Below are 18368 nucleotides of genomic sequence, written 5' to 3' on the forward strand. Positions count from 1 at the left end.
AGGTATTGTATTCCCATTTTCTGTGACTGTCAATAGTATTTAGTATTTTATGGCTTTATTTATTTTTTCGCGGACCATCCGACAGTGCGGCATAAACCGGCTATTCTCTTAAGGCGTCTCTTAATTTCGTCGATTCGTACCGTCGGTCCGCCGACTGCGCGAGCGCTTTGCGCAGCCGCTTGTTTTCGCCCGCCAGCCTCTCGATTTCTCCGATCAGCTCCATCGCGAGGTCTTGAGCCGCCCTGCCGGATTCCCGGCTAACGGAGCCCGCCCTTTCTTTATATTCGTTCAACCGTTCTTCTATGCTTTTCATCCGGTTCTTCCACTCCCAAAAGTAAAATTTATCGCAACGAGCTCGGCCACAGGACGAGCGAAGCGCGATCGGCCTCCGCTCCGAGCTGCCGCAGCGTCCCCGCCGCAGGCGTATCCAGCACCGGCTCCCCGTTCCACGTCTCGATGACCACTTTGCGGACGCCCGGCTTCTTCAAAACCGATTGCAGCACAGCCCGAAGCGTCTGCACCCGCTCTTCCTCCGGCAGCCATGCCTCCTCGGGCGCGTCAGCTAACCCATGCAGCGTATGCATGCGCCTGCCGTTATTTTCGCACCACAGCACCCAACGGCCGCCGCGGAATACGAGATCGTTGCCCGGCTTACGGGCAAATACGAGATCGTTGCCCGGCTTACGGGCAAAAGCGACGCCCGGCACCGCCGGCCATTTTACCGTCAATCCTAAATCCCCGGTCAAATTATAACGAGGCAGGCGCTGAGATTTCCAGTGCTTCATAAAGTTCAATCTGGCGTCTGGTGATCTCTCCGAATTTCAAATCCCGCCCGGGCCGTTCGTAGCACTCAATCACGTCCAGTTCATCGAGCAACCCTTGCATTGTGTAGCGCTGGAAGAGCTTTTTCTCGCGCATGACCTTTTTGATGTACGACAGATAGATCAGTGCCACGAATTCAACAAACAGCTTTCCGTCCAGACTGCGTTCAGAGGAAACCTCCATCCGACGAAAGTTCAGACGCTCCTTCAGATTTCCGAATGCTTTTTCAACCAAATCCTTGTTTCGGTACACGACGAGCGCTTCGATCGGATCTTTGATCTCATTGCTGAGCAGCGCGAAATACCCATAATTCTTGACAGCCGCATCAATGACTTCCTGTTTGGGCTTTACAACAGTCCCGCGTTTGGGCGTAGATTTCACTTCAAAATATTTGGCATAGGACTTTTCATGCTCGGGATCGCGTTTTCCGCTCTCCAGTTCTGCTTTCAGCTTTGCGAGTAGCCGATTCAATTTGTAGGCGTCCTCGGTTTCCTTCTCTTTGTTAAAATAAAGGTGCAGATACGCCCGGCGCTCTCCCTCCAGCACGTCGCCCTTGTACGGTCGCCGCTGTGTATACTTCCATGTGATGGTGGTCGATTGTGCATACAGGTTGTAATCCGGATGAAAGTTTTCCCATTTCTGCAGTTGAGGCCTGGCCGATTCCAATTTCTCTTGTACGTATTTAAGTGTGACTTTCACGCCAATCAGAAACTTCAGATGGTGCTGGTACATGGCATTGATGTTCGCTTCACTATAAAAACCGCGGTCCATGACCAGTTTGATCTTCTTGTAGGTGAGGAAGTCCATGTCCGCGAGCAACTTCTTCACCGTTTGCACATCCGAAATGTTACCAGGGAGCTTACGGTAGTAAAACGGTAAATTCGACTGCTCGCCGAACAGTAGCGCCAGATTTATTTGCGGGAGCGGATCGTGCTCTTTGTTCATTCCGTACTTGACTTGTTTTAAGCATTCCGAGTAACTCGAAAGGGTTGTCGTATCGTAGGCCCAGTACTCCTTTTCCGCCCGTCGTCTGCCCTGCAGACGAAAGAAGCGTTCCCGGGCTTCTTCTGTAATGGAAGCAAAAAAGTCGCTGCTACGCTGAGAAGGGATATCCTTACCATAAGGATGCTGATGTGTAATCGCCCACTTTGAAAAACGAATCAGCGGGTTAGGGTCCTCCAAAATCAGAAAATAGGCAATCGACAAAAGTAGCTTGTACTGTTCAGGGAAGCACTGTTTCAAGTCCGCTGTTATGCCCAGTTTCTCACCTATGGCGTCCAACAAATAGGTTGCACCAGCGTATAAGCGTTTCGTTTCCGTCACGGGAACCGGACCTGGCTTCGCCGGACGATGCGATGCGGTCAATCGCTTCGATGGAATCAATTCTCCGGTTTGCGAATCCAGCTTTCCAATACAAGTGCGGCGACTGCGAGATTGCTTCTTCGCTTTGTCCCAGTAATTTTCGGACTCATAGACGTATGTAATGCCATTATTCTTGTTTTTCAGATAAATGAGCGGCATATGATCTCCCCATTCCACGTTATAATTATAACGTGGAATTACTGCAATTGGCAAGGTAAAAATGACCAAAAAACCGCGACATTACAAGGGTTCTAAGGGAGCCTCGTTATAATATCGCGGGGATTCAGGGTCAATCCGAACGGATTGGCGGGATCGGCGGCCGGAAGCAGCACCGTTTCGCCGCCTCCGTCTTCCCAGACCGCCTCGCGGAGACGCCCTACCGTCTCCGGCGCGGCAAACTGCATCGCCGCAATATTTTGGACCCAGAAACCGCGGGTCAGCATCCCCCACAGCTCCAGCTGCTTCAACGAGCCGTACACGTCGTCCCAGGACCACGGCAGCAGCGTACCCGCGAGGTCCCGCGTAAGCAGCGCGCTGCCGTCCAGCGCTTGCTTTACCCAAGCGCCGAGCGAATCGCCTCCGCTCGGCTGCTCCTCTGCCAGCGTCTCCAGCGCATACCAGCGGCCAAGGCCGGATTGGAATTTGGCGGCACTTTTGGCGGCGGTTTTCCTGCCGCTTCCGTTCATGCGCAGCGGCGCAAACTGGTCGTTAGAGACAAGCCCCTCCCAAGCCAGCTCGATCAAATCCGCCGTCAGCTCCGACGGGACGCTTCCCGTTTCGCGGCTGAGCGCCGACAGAAAGCTTGCGCCCTTGCGCCGGAGCAGCTCCAGCAGCGGCTCGTGCTTCGAAGCCGCTCCCCGCTTGAGCAGAGGGGTGTAAAGCTCCTTCGCTTCCGCCAAAAAGAAGGCGACCCGGCCTTCCTTTTCTCCCGCTTCCTTGCGCCCGATCCAGATCACCTCGCCCGCCGCGCACAGCCGATCAAGCGTTTCTTTGCGGTAATCGGTCAAGCGCAGCGAAAATACCGACGCCTCCCATTCCGGCAGCGGCAAAAACCAGCCTTGCAGCTTGCCGATCACGTCCCGGAGCCCCTCTTCTCCGCTGAGGCGGCTGCCCGGAAGGACGTGCTGCGCGGCCATCAAAAACCGGCTGTACCGGACCGGATCGATCGGCTCTGCCTGCTCGCGCAATGCCCGTTCGGCTATACGGATACGGCGCTCTGCCGTTTCGCGGCTCACCCAAGCCCGCGGTCCGGCTTCGTTCCCGCCAAGGGCCGGTTCGATTGTCCCGTCCGCGGCCCACTGCCCTACAAGGTCTTCGACAAGCGGCAAAGCCGCGCCGTACCGGGCGGCAAGCTCTTCGGCCGTAAACGACGCGCGATGCTCCATATAACGGGTCAGCACAAACCGCACGGCCAGCGGATCGTCTGCAAACCGTGCATACGTATCCGCTTCGTCGGAGCAGATCCAGCGCTTTTCTCCGCCGACTTCGATCCGACGCACGCGGCCTTCCTCTTCCAAGCGGCGGAGCAGCCTGCCGATCTCTTCCGCTTGCGTTTTCGCGCCCGCAGGCTCTGCCGAACCCGGGCCGCTCCCGCCCACCGCCTGCTGCTGCGCCTCATCAGCGCCGCTATCGGCGGCCAGCCTCGCAATTTCCGCGGCGGTCCGGTCGCCTCGCTGCTTCAGGAGGCGCAGTAGCGTCTCCGGCTGCTCCAGCGGAGCGGGAGCGGGCCACGGCTCCTCCTCTACAGCGCCCCGGTCCGGCTGCCCCGCCTCCAGCACCGGGCTCTCGCCGAACAGCCGCCCGGCCTGCGCCCGCTCCAAGCCGAGCAGCTGCAGTTGAATATCTTTGCCGACGGCGTCGGACTCGTAGATTTGAGCGCCCATGAACTCGGTCAGAAACGCAGCAGCCAGCGGCGAAGGAAACAGGCTCTCGCGCACGTTTACCTCCAGCGATCCGGCTTCAATCTGCTCCAGCGCCTCCCGCACCCGCGGCATGTCCAGCTCCTCCTGCAGGCAAATGCGCATCGCCTCGCTCAGAAAAGGAAACCGTTCGGCGTACGGCAGCGATTCCCGCAGCAGCTCTTCGCTGCGCAGCCGCTTCTTCCACGCAGGCGTGCGCGTAAAGCTCCGCGACAGCAGCAGCGACGTCTCAGCGAGACGGCGGAACGCCGCCCCAAACTGCGGCGAAGACGGAACCGCTTCGCGCAGCAGCGCTTCGAGCCGGACGGACGTCACGCCGCGAAGCATCGCCACGAAGCTGGCGGCCCTCGTCGGCGCCGGACAAGACGAAATGAATACCGTTGTCCTTGGCATTCGCGAATAGCCGCACGGGGAGCCGCTCCTCCCCATGCTGCCGAAGCGCCAGCAGCCACGTCCGGTTGAACGTCCGGCCGAACGTGCTGTGCACGATGACATGCCACTGCTTCATCTCGTCCCGGAACCGCTCGATGACGATGCGGCGGTGCGTCGGTACCGCCGACACGGCCTTCTGCGACCGGACCAGCGCGATCAGCTCGCCCGCAGCTCCGGCGTCCAGCCCATAATCCCGGATCAGCCAGTCCAGCGTGCTGTGCGGCTCCTCCCGTTCCAGCCGACGCTCCAAGTCGTCCATGAACTTCCCGATGTCCCGCGACAGTTCATACGTGCGGCCCTGCCCTTCGCCCCGCCAAAACGGAATTTCGCTGAACCGGTTGCCCGCTTCGACGACGTATACCCGGTCGTTTTTGATCGATTGAATTTTCCAGGACGACGTTCCGAGCTGAAACACGTCGCCGACCCGGCTTTCGTGAATATATTCCTCGTCCAGCTCGCCGATGTGCACGCGGCTGTCCGCATGATGCACCGGGTAGGCGCTGCTCTGGGGAATCGTGCCGGCTCCCATAATGGCGGCCATGGCCGTTACCCCGCGGCGGGACAGTACGCCTGTATCACGGTTCCAGTCCAGAAGAGGACGAACGAACGGATAGTACCCGGACAGCACCTGCAGCACGTCCAACAGCCGCTCGCGCGGAAAATCCCGGTACCCGTAGCTGCCGGCCAGCACGCGGGCCAGCTCGTCGATCGTCCAGTCGCCCCCCGCCACCATCGCCACAATTTGCTGGCACAAAACGTCCAGCGACTGCACCGGGATGCGGATTTCCTCGATGTCGCGCTCCAGCACGCGGCGGGCCAGCACCGCGCATTCCGGCAATTGGCCGCGGCTGCGCGCCAGAATAACGCCCCGGCTGACGCTGCCGACGCTGTGTCCGGCCCGGCCGATGCGCTGAATTCCCGCGGCCGCGCTCTTCGGCGAGTCGATCTGCACCACCAGATCGATATGGCCGACGTCGATGCCCAGCTCCAGTGAAGACGTGGCCACGAGGCAGCGAAGCTCGCCCGCCTTGAGCGCGCGCTCCACCTCAAGCCGTTGCTCCCGGGAGACGCTGCCGTGGTGCGAGCGGGCCATTTCGTAGCCAACATGGTCGTTCAACCGCAGCGTCAGCCGCTCGCAAAGCCGACGGTTGTTGGTGAAAATCAGCACGGATCTGCTTACGTCCATGAGCTTCACGAGGCGTTCGGTGACCGGTCCCCAGACGGCCTCCTGCTTGTCCTGCGTAATGAACGTTTGCTCCGGCATCGTGACGACAAGCTGAAGCGCTTTGTGCATCCGGCTCTCCACGATGTTCACCGTACGAGGCCGCATAGGGACGTCCGCAATCGTTTCATTACCGGCTTCTACGTCCATACCCGCCGCCCCACTATCATCCGATCCCGCAGCTTTTCCGGCTTGAGCTTTATCCGACCCGCTATCCTCTGCTCCCGCTTCTCCGTTCGCGTCCCCCGTCTCCGAGGGTTCCCAGCCTCCAAGAAAACGAGCGACCCGCTCGATCGGCTTCTGCGTCGCCGATACGCCGATGCGCTGCGGAGAACGTCCGCACCAAGCGACGAGACGCTCGAGCGTTACCGACAAGTGCAGCCCTCTGGCTCCCTCAGCCAAGTCGTGAATCTCGTCAACAATGACATGGCCAACGGTCCGCAGCATGTCTCTGCCTTTCAGAGACGTCAGCAAAATATACAGCGACTCGGGTGTCGTCACGAGCACGTCCGGCGGCTGCCGCAGCATCGACGCGCGGGTGCTCTGCGTCGTGTCGCCCGTACGGACGCCGACGGTCAGTCCGGGCCACGGCAAGCCCGTCTCCGCCGCCGTCCGCTCCAATTGATCGATAAAGCCGACAACGTGATGGTGAATATCGTTGTTCAGCGCCTTCAGCGGTGTGACGTACAGCAGCTTTACTCCTCGGACCGGTCCGTCCGCGGCCTTGCCGGTCACGATCCGGTCCAGGCAGGGCAGCAGCGCCGCAAGCGTCTTGCCCGAGCCTGTCGGCGCGGCGATTAAAGTATGAGCGCCCGAGCCGATCGACTCCCACGCCCGCAGTTGCACCTCCGTCGGCTCCCCGAACGTCTGACCGAACCAGGCGGTCAGCAGCGGATGAAACCCGATTGGCGACTCCGCATCCATGTTCGTTTCCCCTTCTTCCCCTAAGCTTCTTTCAAACATAGTTGTTCGATATCGGTATCATACCAAAAACCAGGCATCGGCACATCCGAGCGAATTCCGTCTTCCCCCGCCGTCCGGGCCGCGGCCTTCCATTGACACATTTGAAACTGGGTGCTACGATTCATTCGACTAAATTAAATCTAACCTATTCACACTGTAACTTCCCTCCGAAAGAAGTCTCCCACTTCTAAATCTTGCGAAGCTTGATGAAAGCGGGAGATGAATTTCGGCAGGCGAAGCCTAAAGTCTTTTTTATTGCCACATTTTCTATGATGGGATATAATCAGTCTTATATAAAAGAAAGGTTGTTATATCAATGAGATTAGATAACAATAATCATTCGGTATTCTCTCTGCATTATCATCTTGTTTTGGTTGTGAGATATCGTAAAAAAGTGATGGATGATACCCTATCTGACTATGCGAAAGAAATGTTTGTTCGATTAGGTGAAAACTATAATATATCCTTAGTCGAATGGAATCGTGATATGGACCATGTGCATATTTTGTTCAAAGCACACCCGAACACCGAATTGTCCAAATTCATCAATGCTTATAAAAGTGCAAGCTCAAGGCTGATAAAAAAAGAGTTTCCACAAGTGAGAGAGAAGCTTTGGAAAGAATACTTTTGGTCAAGAAGTTTTTGCTTGCTTACAACGGATGGCGCACCTCTTGAAATGATAAAGAAATATATCGAAAATCAGGGGATGAAGTGAGGGGATTACCTTAGAAGCCCCCACCCCTAAGCGAAGCGCAGGTGGCGGGAGTTCACATATCGGATTATCGAACGAGGAGTTGAAAAGCATGGCTGATCCTATGGATCATGCGATCGAGCGGTTTGAAAAAGCATTTTTTACCATGTTCCAAAAAATCGGACCCGGATTGGCGCTGCCTTCCGATCTGAATTTGACGGGGCCGCAGATCTTGATGCTGTACACGATCGTCAAATGCGAGCCGTGCCAGGTCGGCCGGCTGGCCCAACGGATGGAAGTGACGCCGAGCGCGATTACCGTCATGATCGACCGTCTGGTGCAGAACGGGTTCGTACACCGGAAGCACGACGAGAACGACAGGCGCGTCGTGCTTCTGGAAGCGACTGAGCAGGCGCGCGAGGCGCTGCTCCGTATCCGGGCGCTCCGCTCGGAAGTGATCAACAACTACTTGTCCTATCTGGACCCGCACGAATTGGAGCCGTTCCTGCAAAGCTTCGAGAAAATCGCCCATAAAATGTCCGAATAAAACATAGAAGGGACCGCCCCAGTGAGCCGCCCCCAATGGTTAGACACAGTCTAACAACATTGGAGGTGAGCTCATCGGAGCGGTCCTCTTTATGATTTTTACGTTTAAAAATTCGGGTTTGAGTTATCAATCTTACATATGCTGCGGGGCATGAATGCCGGAGTCCTCATCCGGACCGCCGCCTTCTTTGCGGGGGCCTTTCGCCGGGACTTCCATTTTGGCTTTGCCCATCAGCAGAATAAAGACGAGCGCGAGCACGGCCATAACGATGGTCACTTGAAATACATAGGCGATGGAATCCGCAAGACCGACCATCATTTTCTCCAGTACCGGCTTCGGAACGTGCGCCTGAAATTCCGGCGACAGCAACGCCCTCGGATCGGCCGGCGTCTTCGCTCCTGCTCCGGCCGGCAGCAGCTCAGCCAGCCGGCGGGTCAGCGCGGAAGCTTGCAAAGCGCCCAGCACCGTCAGACCGATGGCAGAGCCGATCGAACGAAAAAAGCCGACAAGCGAGGTGACGGTGCCGCGAAACCGGAAATCGACGTTATGCAGCGAAGAAATCGACGTCACCGGGAAGCCCGCACCGATGCCGAACCCCATAAGAATCATATAAAGCGTAATTTGCCAACGGGGCGTATCGATGGACACGAGGCTGAGCAGCGAGGTTGCGATCAGCAGCAGCAGGACGGAGCCGAGCATGATGCCCCGATACGACAGCTTGCCGATAAACCGCCCGCCGATCGCGCTGCTGGCAACCACGCCGAGCATCATCGGCGTCAGTACGAGTCCGGCGCTCGTTGCCGACCCTTGAAATACGCCCTGGATGAACAGCGGGATGTACGTCGCCGCGGAAATCATCAGCGCCCCGTAGAAGAAAGAGACGCCCATACTGGCGGTAAACAACCGGTTGCCGAAGAGCGGAAGCGGCACGATCGGAGAAGCAGCGCGCATCTCTACCCGGATGAACAGCAGAAGGAAGACGACCGCCATAGCGAACAAGCCAATGATCTGCACCGAATCCCATGCATATTCCTTGCCCCCGAGCTCCAACCCGAACATCAGGCTCAAGATCGAAACGGTGAAAACTAACGTTCCAAGCCAGTCGATTCTCTGATTCGGATTGTTCGGCAGCACCGGATGATAAAACAGCGAAATCAGAATCAGCGATACGATACCGAGCGGCAGATTAATGTAGAAAATCCACGTCCAGTCCACGTGATCGGTGAAATAAGCGCCCGCCAGCGGCCCGAGCACGCTTGATATGCCGAAGACGGCACCGAACAGCCCCTGCATCTTGCCCCGCTTCTCCGGGGGAAAAATATCGAAGATGATGGCGAATGTAATCGGCATCAGCACCCCGCCGCCGATCCCTTGGATGGCGCGGTAGACGATCAGCTGCGTCATCGTCGTCGAGGTGCCGCAAAGCGCCGAGCCGATCATGAACACGACAAGACCGAGCAGGAAAAACAGCTTCCGGCCGTACATATCGCCGAGCTTGCCGAAGATCGGCATCGATACGACGTTGGCGATTAAGTACGCGGAAAATACCCATATGTACTTGTCGAGTCCTCCGAGCTTACCAATAATCGTCGGCATGGCGGTCGAAACGATCGTCTGATCGAGCGAGGCCAGCAGCAGCCCGAGCATTAACGCGCCGACCGTCCATGCGGTATTCGTTTTCTTCTGAACCATAAGTTGCTCCTTATTTTACCTGAGTGTATTTTTAGCGCTAAATTAAATTATATTCGATTTTAAGTAAGCGACAAGGGCAAGTGTGATTTTTTTCTCTGGGGCGCAGTTTGCCCTAATCTTTTAAGTATCATATAATGGAGTAAGTCAAGAAATTGTATTTATCCTAAATAAATTATTGATAAAATTTTCTTATTTTGAGAATGCTATTGAAAGCGTTCACGCCCCGGTGAGGAGGAACGATGTGAATCTCAATCAGTTGGAAACGCTCATTACGATATCCAAGACCATGAGCTTCCGCAAAGCGGGCGAAATTTTGAATCTGACCCAGCCGGCCGTCTCAGCACAAATTAAAAGTCTGGAAGACGAATTCAAAACGGTGCTGATCGACCGCAACCAGCCGGTTACGCTGACCGACAGCGGCCAAGTGTTTCTTGAGCATGCGGAGATCATTTTACAGACGGTCGAAGATTTGAAGCAGCGGCTTTCGGATTTGAACCAAACACCACAAGGACATATTCACCTCGGAACGACGACTTCGATCGCGATCCAAATTTTGCCGAGGGTGCTGTCTTATTTTCAGAACCAGTTCCCCTTGATCAAAACGACCATCCATTCGATGACCACCTCGCAAATCATGCACAGCGTCGAGAACGGAACGATCGATATCGGCATCACCTACCTGTTCGACAAGCATCCCGCACTCGAAAGCTCCGTGCTTTATTACGATACGTTCGAGTTGGTCGTCGCTCCCGATCATCCGCTTGCGCGTTTCGCGCATGTGCCGATCGAGCGGCTTCACGAGCTGCCGCTGATTATGCTGTCTCCAGAAACAGCGGGACGGAGGTTCGTGGATCAAATTCTGAAGCAGTTGTACATCACCCCGCAGGTCGTGATGGAGCTGTCCAGCAGCGAGGAAGTGAAGCGGATGGTGGAGCTGAATCTCGGGGCGGCGATCATCTCGAAGATGTCGATCCAAAGCGAGCTGCGCCTCGGGACGCTCAAGATGATCAAAGTGAACGAGCTTGAGATCAGCCACCCGGTCGGGGTGGTGTACAAGTCGGGACGCTATCTGAGCTCGGCGCTGCATCAGTTTCTGGAGGATTTGAAGGGCATGCAGGAAATTCAATTCATAGGTTCGGAGTGAGGGAACGCCATGAAATTCGATTTGCATACGCATCACGAACGGTGCGGTCACGCGACCGGAACGATCCGCGATTATATCGAAGCGGGGATCAAAAACGGCCTGCAAGTCATCGGAATTTCCGATCACTCGCCGTACTTTGCAAGCAGCGTGGATCGGGAGCAGCCCGGCATCGCGATGGCGAAGAGTGAGTTCGCCCGTTACGTGGACGAAGTGCTGAAGCTGAAGGAAGAGTACCGCGGACGTATCGACGTTCTGCTGGGAGTCGAGTCGGACTTCTTCCCCGAGGTGACGGACGTGTACCGCAAAGTGTACGAGCAATATCCGTTCGACTATATCATCGGATCGGTGCATTTGTCGGGCGGCGTCAGCATCTTCAATCGGAAGCGGTGGAACGGACTGACGGACCGCCAGAAGGTGGAGCAGAAGGAGCTGTACTACGATCTGATCGATCAGTCCGCGCGCAGCGGCATGTTCCAGATTCTCGGCCACATCGACGCCATGCGCGGCTTCTACCCGGCCTTCTCCGATATCCAGACCGACGCGATAGACCGCACGCTGCAGACCATCGCGAAGTACGACATCGCGATCGAGATCAACACGTCCGGCAAAACGAAGGATTGCGGCGGCTGGTACCCGATCGATGAGATTCTGGAGCGAGCGCTTCACTTCGGCGTCCAGGTTTCGTTCGGCTCGGACGCGCATGTCCCTTCCCGGGTTGGCGACGACTGGGATGAAGTGGCGGCAAGGCTGAAAGAAATCGGATTCCGCGAATGGGTGTACTACAAGGAAAAACAAAAGCAGGTCGTCCCTTTATAGAACAAGGGCAAAAAAATATCCGGCAAATTCTCCGAGGTCCGAGGAATTTGAGCCGGATATTTGTGCTTTGACGGCCGCTAGGCCGCGCTATCTTGTCGTCCGCTTGGGTCCCGCGGCTCGCGCGGAATTCACAAGCGCCCGGGAACGAGACTTGTGTACGGCCCTAGCCGGAAGCCTGAGGCTCTTGACCTTCGCCCCGCCTCCGAACAAACCACCCAAGCCCCCGAAGCTGCCGAACAGTTTGAAGATCGGGCCGATCTGCTTTGCGATGGTGAATACCTTCTGCACCTTCCCCATGGTGGAAATGATGCCGTCGAGACCTCCGATCGAATTGAAGAACGAGAGGAAGCCCCCGCCGCTACCGGCGGCTCCGGCCACTTCCGCAGCTCCTACGCCGCCACCGGGTACGCCGCTTACGGTACGTCCAATGCTGGAGAAGCCACCTAGCCCCCCGCCGATGCCGAACGGGCTGAACAGCCCCCGCACCTGTGCCGTATTCATATGGGGAGCGGAATGCGGACGCAGCGGGCAGGAAGCGCCTCGTTTTGTCGATTTGGCTGTACGGGCCGAAGCTCGTTTTGGAGCAGCACCATGCTTTTTATTGTTCATTCGTCGATCCCTTCCTTAGCTGAGAAACTGAATCCGACTTGTCTGATATTTCAGCGTATGTCGGTCTGCCCTTCCGCGTATGGGTAAGTGGACCGCTCGAAAGAAAATGGGTGTATAAAGACCCGCTTCTGTACGGCGGCCAATTGTGTGATATACTCAATGAAAATAGGTACATGCAAAAAAGCTTGTAGTATCCATTTATATACCGAAAGGAAATGAGCGAATGAGTAAGAAGGTTAGCGCTGACTGTATTGTTGCCAGTAGAGAAGGGTGCCCTGTCGAGTTTACGCTGGATGTCATCGGAGGCAAATGGAAGGGCGTGCTGCTCTATCATCTGATCGACGGAACGAAACGTTTCAACGAATTCCGCCGTATCTGCCCGGCCATTACTCAAAGGATGCTGACCCTGCAGCTTCGGGAACTGGAAGGGGACGGCATCGTGCATCGCGAAGTTTACCAGCAGGTTCCGCCCAAAGTGGAATATTCGCTCACTGAGTTCGGCCGGACGCTGGAACCGATCATTTTGCAAATGAAGCAGTGGGGCGAAGCGTACCGTGACCGGATGAACGGTGCGGCCAAAGCCGTGGCTGCAAAGCAAGAATAAACTAAAGGAAAATAATTTCGGATCATGACGAAAGGCTACTTATTTTCCTTTTCGATATCAGACAAGATAGTTGCAACCAGAGCTGAAACATTTTTCCACATCCTAGCGTCTTCTTACTGAAGATATTCTTAGTTTGGAGGCGATGGGTATCGTATATGAAAGGTATACCGAGGGCATTTCTTTAACCGGAGATATGAAGAAAGATATTGAACGTTTTTTTGTGAATCATGATGAGCATGGAACCTATCGGCATACCGTTTCCGTTGCCAATGAAGCCGTTCGAATAGCAACCAGGTTTGACCTGGATACCGAACTCGCTGCCCAAGCCGCTTTTCTTCATGATATAAGCAACGTAATTTCTAAAACTACTTATTTTCAGATACGAACAAATAGGGGACGAAAATTCGTTTAGGGCCCGGATAGTAGGTGCCCCCAAATTTATACCAAGAGGATGAATCGATGCAAATTAAGCAGATGACCAACAAGTAGCTCGTTGAAGAACTATCGGCTATATACAGTGGTAATGGAAGCTACCCACGTTAATGGTCCTAATTGTCGAAAAAAAACTCATGCCAAATATAGATTAGCGGCACTTAGTTTTTATAACGTTTAAAACAAGTAAGAAGCCCTTGTATAGTTCACAATGGCTTCTTATTGTTCGAGCATCAAGAAATCAGTTGCTAGATTTATTGGCCGATTGTCCAGTAATATAACCAGTTGTGTTTCATACCCCATGTACTATCCCAGCTAATGCTAGCCGATGCAAGAGCTGCTCTCACCAAGCTACTGGAGTATGGATGTGCATATCCTGCAGCAAAAGCCCCTGTCTCGCCATAATGCCTTGTAGGAATTCTCACGGACTCATTTAGGTATCCTTCTTGAAGACCGTCTACATAAAGCAAATCGATATCACCGAAAGTGGCATAAGCTGAAGGATAACTCATACTCATTTGATAGTTTGAAATAATATTTGATGGGCTAGCCCATGTGTGTCGGCTCATATTTGTTTGGTAACGCGTCGAGTGGCTTTGGTAGGAATGTGCAATAGTATCGGTAAATGCAACGCCCGGTCGACCATTCCATACATATCTGGTAACCATTCGATACTCGTATTCAGCGCCGTTAGAAGTAAGCCCTTGAAAGACAACCCAGGAGTTAGCAGAGAATATGCCGTCTGTAACGCTACTCATAGTTGAAATTTCACTCGAGTTTGCTTGGGCTTGCTTTGTTTCGGAATTAATTAATGTATTAATTTCAGACCCATTATTGCTGGTAAATTCGTGATTAGTGCCATCTTTATCAGTATAAATCTTTGTCTTTTTGACAGAAGTATCAACTTTATAGCCGCCGATAGAAAGGAACTGATCTTTCAATATCGAGGACATTCCAGCAATGTCTTCTTGTGTAAATTTCATTTCAAGCAAAATCTTATTTTTTTGTTGATCGCTCAATTTGCTATAGTCTTTTACTTTTTCAATTCTTCCATCATCAAATTGATAAATTGATAGTTCTTTATCCATCTTAATTTCATTCTTTTTTAAATCTTTCTGTTGATCGTTGCCAGCAGCCATCGCAGGAAGGGCGAAGCCAACTAACAAAGCCATGCTGAGAACAAACAAACTAATTTTCCTCATCAACAATACCACTTTTTTCACTTAAATTCCTCCATTTCTTTTTTTTTCAACATTATGGTAACATATGTAGTGAATATATTTCAATCCTTTTTTGTATAAAATAATAATGTTTATAGTAATATTTATAAAATAACTTTTCTGGAAGAGGCGTTTGATTATGAATTTAAGAAGATTTTTGTTTGCTTTGGCGTTAGTTTCTATATTAGTTGGAATGTATTTCGCGTTTGAAAAACGGTACACCGGAGAGTTGATCACTGTAACTGAAGTAAATGCGAAAGAAGGTTATTTCAGGTGTTATGATGATTTGGGGAATTATAAGGATATTAAAGGGGGATCAAAAGTTATAGAATCGGTAAAGGTTAACAATAAGTATTTTATTAATTATACAAGTGATATTTTTGGTAGAAATGTTCTCGAGAAGTTTGAACTTATACCTTGATAGATTCGGGGTATAGCATTGTTCAGGTCGTTCTCCATTCAGGATCTGATCATGGACGGTGAATCGACCAAAGCGTCCGGGAGGACCTTTATTTCCAAAAGAGAACTGTTAATCCAGATTTTAAGATTTCACTCAGAGAAAGTCCAAGACGAGTTTCCAGTATCAAACCTCACTATACGGATGAGTTCTACGGTAGCTATTTCGTTGATGCCATACGGATTTGCGCACCGATTCTCAACTATCCACTACGGACGTTATGACCTATCTAGTTGTCTCTCAAATCTAATAGTATAGATAGGATAGATATGTATAGGAGTAATACCAAAAGAGGTATCCATAGATGGTACAAGAACTTACTATATAAGTTGAACTAAAGATCTTAGAAAACTATGGTAAGGAAAATCATACCTACTTGTCGAATAAGTAATGAAACATGAACAGACAGGCAGGGAATGAAGATGGAAAACGCACAAAAATTAGAAGAAGTCAAGCAAGCGATGAAAAAAGCAAAAGATCGCCGCATGTACGAGCGTTATCAGGCGCTATATTTATATTTGCAAGGTACCCGGGCGGAAGCGATTGCGCCTATTTTAAACCGAAGCGTTCAAACGGTCAAAGGCTATATTCAAGCTTATCAAACAGGTGGTCTTTCCGCTTTGAAAATGAATCATTCACCAGGAGCACCTGTTCGCTTAACGAAAGAGCAGCAGGAAAAACTAAAGCAGACCATTGTAAGCTCAGTTCCAAATGATGTGGGTTTTACGGCCCGCCACAACTGGACGTTGGAAATCATCGCGGCCTTTATTAAACGAGAATTTGGCTATACCTATTCGCTTCGTGGTGTTTCGAAAATGATGCATCGCCAAGGGTTAAGCTATACGAAACCCACCTATACCTTGGCGGCGGCGGATGAAGAAAAGCAGCGCCAGTTTTCGGAAGATACATTCCCGCATTTAAAAAAAACTGATGAATGATGAAATCGATTATTTACTGTTTGAAGATGAGTCGATGATCCGCGATTACCAAGCCATTCAAAAAACGTGCTTTCTGCGCGGCAAACAGCGGATCATCCGCACCACTGGCAAGCATCGCGGCGTCAAACTGTTGGCAACGGTTGACTATGCCACTGGCGAGATTGTTTGGCAGGAAGATGAGCAGTACACAGCGGAGACCTTCTTGGGCTTTCTTCAAAAGGTGGTCGCTCACTATCCAAAGGACAAAATCGTCATCGTGTTGGATAACGCTCGCATTCATCATGCCAAGTTATTGCAGCCGTTTTTGGAAGAGATGAAAGGCCGACTCGAACTGGTTTTCCTGCCGCCTTACAGTCCGAAATTGAATCTTGTTGAAGGGTTATGGAAATGGCTGAAATCCGATGTAATTAACAATGTGTTCTATCACACGGTGGCCGAAATCCGTAACAATGTTCAGCAGTTTATGGACGAAATCATGAAATCTCGGTGGTCGATCATAGATCGGCTTTGTGTTAGGTTCTAATTCTAATGAATTCATTAGTTCAACTTATATAGCTATTATTTCTAAAGGGAAATCGTCCGCACGTGCCATTCGACGAGCTTAGATACTGCTGGCAGCTGATAAAAACAGACCTGGCGGTTTCTTGAAACAATTGGAAATAAGCGTATGCCTATCAAAGCTTTGAGGGCGGCATTGAAAGGAAGAAACGAGTGACACCGCCAAAGGTTACTGGAGAAGTCGAAGCGAACAGCGTCGCCCTCAGTTGCAGCACACCGCCCCATGGCAGAAACCGATGGGCTCTGGAGCTCTTGGCTGATCGGGCGGTCGAACTGAAATACATCGACCGTATCTCTCACGAGATCGTCTGGCAGGTTATAAAAAACGAACTCAACTCAAACCTCACCTCAGTAAATGCTGGTATATCCCTCCTGAGCAGAATCCAACGTTTGCGGCAGCGACGGATGATGTACTGGCTGTCTATCGATTGCCCTACGATGCCGACTGTCCCGTCATGTGCATGGACCTGAGGTGACACATCCCTTCTATTCTGAATTAGCTCAGGAACTGTCGGCATGAGAGTGTACTTTGAAACAAAAACCAAAAGAGCGTAGACTAAGCAGTTTACCAAGGTTGAAGCAAGAATAAAATTAAGGTGTCTTTATCCACAATTTAAGAATTGATGGAGTACCATTAGCATCATGTGAAGAATATGTCAATTATAACTGATAACTCCATATAAAGAGAAAATATGTATTAAAATTCAAAAAAAATGGATATGAAAACTCTATCCATTTTTATTTCGCCAGCGGACTTCCCTTTTTTATTATTCCGCAGAACCGTGAACCTTGACCGCCAAGTCGGGGTAAGCAGCGGCCAGTTCGGATGCCCGCTCCTCGATCCGTTTCCGTTCAAAGCCCGCGCCGAACAGCTCGCGATTCGGCCGGAACGTGACGCTCGTGCCTGTCGCCTCCGTCAAGCCGACCGTCAGCAGCTCCGTCTGCGGAATGACCTGCTTGGATAGAGTTGTCCTTTTGTTCTTGAATAATAAAAAAGACCGGAGAACGTCATACGTTCGTCCGGTCTGCTAACGCCTCGCCTTTACTTCTTCTTCTTCAAATCTTCGATCGAATTTATTTCCATATATTTCGGGACGACCAGACCGATCTTGGTCCCTTTCAGGTTCGGGCCGAGGTCCTCGAATTTGCCTTTGAACTTCTCGTAATAGTCTTTATGCGTCGTCGGCAGCCAAGCGGCCACGATTGCGTCAACGTCTCCGCCGGCGACGCCCGCCCACATCGGCCCCGCTTCCACCTGCAGCATATCCACCTTGTAGCCGAGGCGCGATTCGAGCACCTGCTTGACGACGTTCGTGCTGGCGAGCTCCGAATCCCAAGCGACGTAGGCGAGCTTCAGCTTCCGGCCTTCGGCCTTCGGCACGTCCTTCACCCAGCCGTCCACCTTGGCGGCGTTCTCTTTCACCCAATCGGCCGCAGCAACTTCCGGCTTCTTGCCGTCCATGACCGCCCCCATCACTTTCTCCATGTCGGCCGCGGTCCATTCGAACTTGTCGAGCACCGCATAGGCGGACGGCTCGGCCGTTTTAAGCCCCGTTCTTGCGATCGTATGAATCTCTTCATCCGCTCCGTAAACGCCTTTCGGGTCCTGCAAATAGTTGAGGTCGTATTTGGCGAACATCCAGTGCGGCGTCCAACCGGTAATAATGATCGGCTTTTTCGCTTTATACGCTCTGTCCAGCGCCGCAGTCATCGCCGTGCTGGAGCCCTCCACGAGCTTCCAGTCGGTCAAGCCATACTCTTTTAGCGCTTGGCTCGTTGACTTCATAATGCCCGCACCGGGGTCGATACCGATAATTTCATATTTGACTTGATCCCCCACAAACGCCGAGGTGTCAGAGCTCTTGGCCCCGCACCCAGCGGCTAGCAGAGCGGCCCCGAGCAAACACAACGTCATCCACAGCAGATTCCGGTTTCGTTTT

The 18368-nt window shown here is 52.6% G+C and carries 17 protein-coding genes and 1 pseudogene; 8 read left to right on the forward strand and 10 right to left on the reverse strand.

Translation table 11 applies throughout. The annotated features are described in order from the left end of the window. Nucleotides 1-100: 100 nt before the first annotated feature. The 5 genes and pseudogenes from NLX71_RS09865 to NLX71_RS27015 all read right to left on the reverse strand — a co-directional run. The gene (locus NLX71_RS09865; RefSeq protein WP_254363428.1) at nt 101-313 is read right to left on the reverse strand and encodes a hypothetical protein; all 213 of its coding nucleotides are present in this window, start codon (nt 311-313) and stop codon (nt 101-103) included. A 28-nt stretch (nt 314-341) separates the two neighbouring features. Next, nucleotides 342-728, reverse strand: a complete 387-nt coding sequence (locus tag NLX71_RS09870) for a hypothetical protein (RefSeq protein WP_254363429.1) — start codon at nt 726-728, stop codon at nt 342-344. 19 nt (nt 729-747) lie between these two features. Then, a complete protein-coding gene (locus NLX71_RS09875; RefSeq protein ID WP_254363430.1) occupies nt 748-2343 on the reverse strand; it encodes an IS1634 family transposase in 1596 nt (531 codons plus the stop codon). 92 nt (nt 2344-2435) lie between these two features. Next, entirely contained in the window at nt 2436-2870 is a 435-nt protein-coding gene (locus NLX71_RS27290; RefSeq protein WP_483874626.1) for an Lhr family helicase, read from the reverse strand. 25 nt (nt 2871-2895) lie between these two features. Further along, nucleotides 2896-6720: pseudogene (locus tag NLX71_RS27015) on the reverse strand (Lhr family ATP-dependent helicase); the annotation flags it as partial. 316 nt (nt 6721-7036) lie between these two features. Between NLX71_RS27015 and tnpA the strand changes: the two are divergent. Both tnpA and NLX71_RS09895 read left to right on the forward strand, forming a co-directional pair. Next, on the forward strand, nt 7037-7435 hold the full coding sequence (gene tnpA, locus NLX71_RS09890) for an IS200/IS605 family transposase (protein ID WP_254363432.1): 399 nt from the start codon (nt 7037-7039) through the stop codon (nt 7433-7435). An 88-nt stretch (nt 7436-7523) separates the two neighbouring features. After that, nucleotides 7524-7958 carry a MarR family winged helix-turn-helix transcriptional regulator gene (locus NLX71_RS09895; protein ID WP_254363433.1) on the forward strand — a complete coding sequence of 145 codons (435 nt, stop codon included), beginning with the start codon at nt 7524-7526 and terminating at the stop codon, nt 7956-7958. Nucleotides 7959-8090: 132 nt separating this feature from the next. On the opposite strand, the gene NLX71_RS09900 is transcribed toward NLX71_RS09895, so the two are convergent. Beyond that, a complete protein-coding gene (locus NLX71_RS09900; RefSeq protein WP_254363434.1) occupies nt 8091-9650 on the reverse strand; it encodes an MDR family MFS transporter in 1560 nt (519 codons plus the stop codon). Nucleotides 9651-9891: 241 nt separating this feature from the next. Here NLX71_RS09900 and NLX71_RS09905 point away from each other — a divergent pair, with 241 nt between their 5' ends. Together NLX71_RS09905 and NLX71_RS09910 are read left to right on the forward strand one after the other, a co-directional pair. Continuing rightward, a complete protein-coding gene (locus tag NLX71_RS09905; RefSeq protein ID WP_254363435.1) occupies nt 9892-10794 on the forward strand; it encodes a LysR family transcriptional regulator in 903 nt (300 codons plus the stop codon). Nucleotides 10795-10803: 9 nt separating this feature from the next. Then, on the forward strand, nt 10804-11610 hold the full coding sequence (locus NLX71_RS09910; protein WP_254363436.1) for a histidinol-phosphatase: 807 nt from the start codon (nt 10804-10806) through the stop codon (nt 11608-11610). An 87-nt stretch (nt 11611-11697) separates the two neighbouring features. Here NLX71_RS09910 and NLX71_RS09915 read toward each other — a convergent pair whose 3' ends face one another. After that, nucleotides 11698-12219, reverse strand: a complete 522-nt coding sequence (locus NLX71_RS09915) for a hypothetical protein (protein WP_254363437.1) — start codon at nt 12217-12219, stop codon at nt 11698-11700. A 223-nt stretch (nt 12220-12442) separates the two neighbouring features. Here NLX71_RS09915 and NLX71_RS09920 point away from each other — a divergent pair, with 223 nt between their 5' ends. Both NLX71_RS09920 and NLX71_RS09925 read left to right on the forward strand, forming a co-directional pair. Next, nucleotides 12443-12823 (forward strand): winged helix-turn-helix transcriptional regulator, encoded by a 381-nt coding sequence (locus tag NLX71_RS09920; RefSeq protein ID WP_254363438.1) that lies wholly within the window; start codon nt 12443-12445, stop codon nt 12821-12823. A gap of 142 nt (nt 12824-12965) precedes the next feature. Beyond that, nucleotides 12966-13235: an HDIG domain-containing metalloprotein gene (locus tag NLX71_RS09925; protein WP_254363439.1), complete on the forward strand. Its 270-nt coding sequence runs from the start codon at nt 12966-12968 to the stop codon at nt 13233-13235. A gap of 274 nt (nt 13236-13509) precedes the next feature. Here NLX71_RS09925 and NLX71_RS09930 read toward each other — a convergent pair whose 3' ends face one another. Then, a complete protein-coding gene (locus NLX71_RS09930; protein WP_254363440.1) occupies nt 13510-14478 on the reverse strand; it encodes a hypothetical protein in 969 nt (322 codons plus the stop codon). Between the two features lie 136 nt (nt 14479-14614). Here NLX71_RS09930 and NLX71_RS09935 point away from each other — a divergent pair, with 136 nt between their 5' ends. Both NLX71_RS09935 and NLX71_RS09940 read left to right on the forward strand, forming a co-directional pair. Then, nucleotides 14615-14896, forward strand: a complete 282-nt coding sequence (locus NLX71_RS09935) for a hypothetical protein (RefSeq protein WP_254363441.1) — start codon at nt 14615-14617, stop codon at nt 14894-14896. Between the two features lie 452 nt (nt 14897-15348). Then, nucleotides 15349-16393 (forward strand): IS630 family transposase gene (locus NLX71_RS09940; RefSeq protein WP_254363442.1). Its coding sequence is split into 2 segments (ribosomal slippage): nt 15349-15852 and nt 15854-16393, totalling 1044 coding nucleotides; the frame shifts between segments, so codons are not numbered across the junction. An 802-nt stretch (nt 16394-17195) separates the two neighbouring features. On the opposite strand, the gene NLX71_RS09945 is transcribed toward NLX71_RS09940, so the two are convergent. Beyond that, nucleotides 17196-17348: a hypothetical protein gene (locus tag NLX71_RS09945; protein ID WP_254363443.1), complete on the reverse strand. Its 153-nt coding sequence runs from the start codon at nt 17346-17348 to the stop codon at nt 17196-17198. 122 nt (nt 17349-17470) lie between these two features. Continuing rightward, nucleotides 17471-18343 carry a glycine betaine ABC transporter substrate-binding protein gene (locus tag NLX71_RS09950; RefSeq protein ID WP_254363469.1) on the reverse strand — a complete coding sequence of 291 codons (873 nt, stop codon included), beginning with the start codon at nt 18341-18343 and terminating at the stop codon, nt 17471-17473. Nucleotides 18344-18368 lie beyond the last annotated feature (25 nt).

It is taken from the genome of Paenibacillus sp. MZ04-78.2, from assembly GCF_024213375.1.
Taxonomy (GTDB): Bacteria; Bacillota; Bacilli; order Paenibacillales; family NBRC-103111; genus Paenibacillus_G.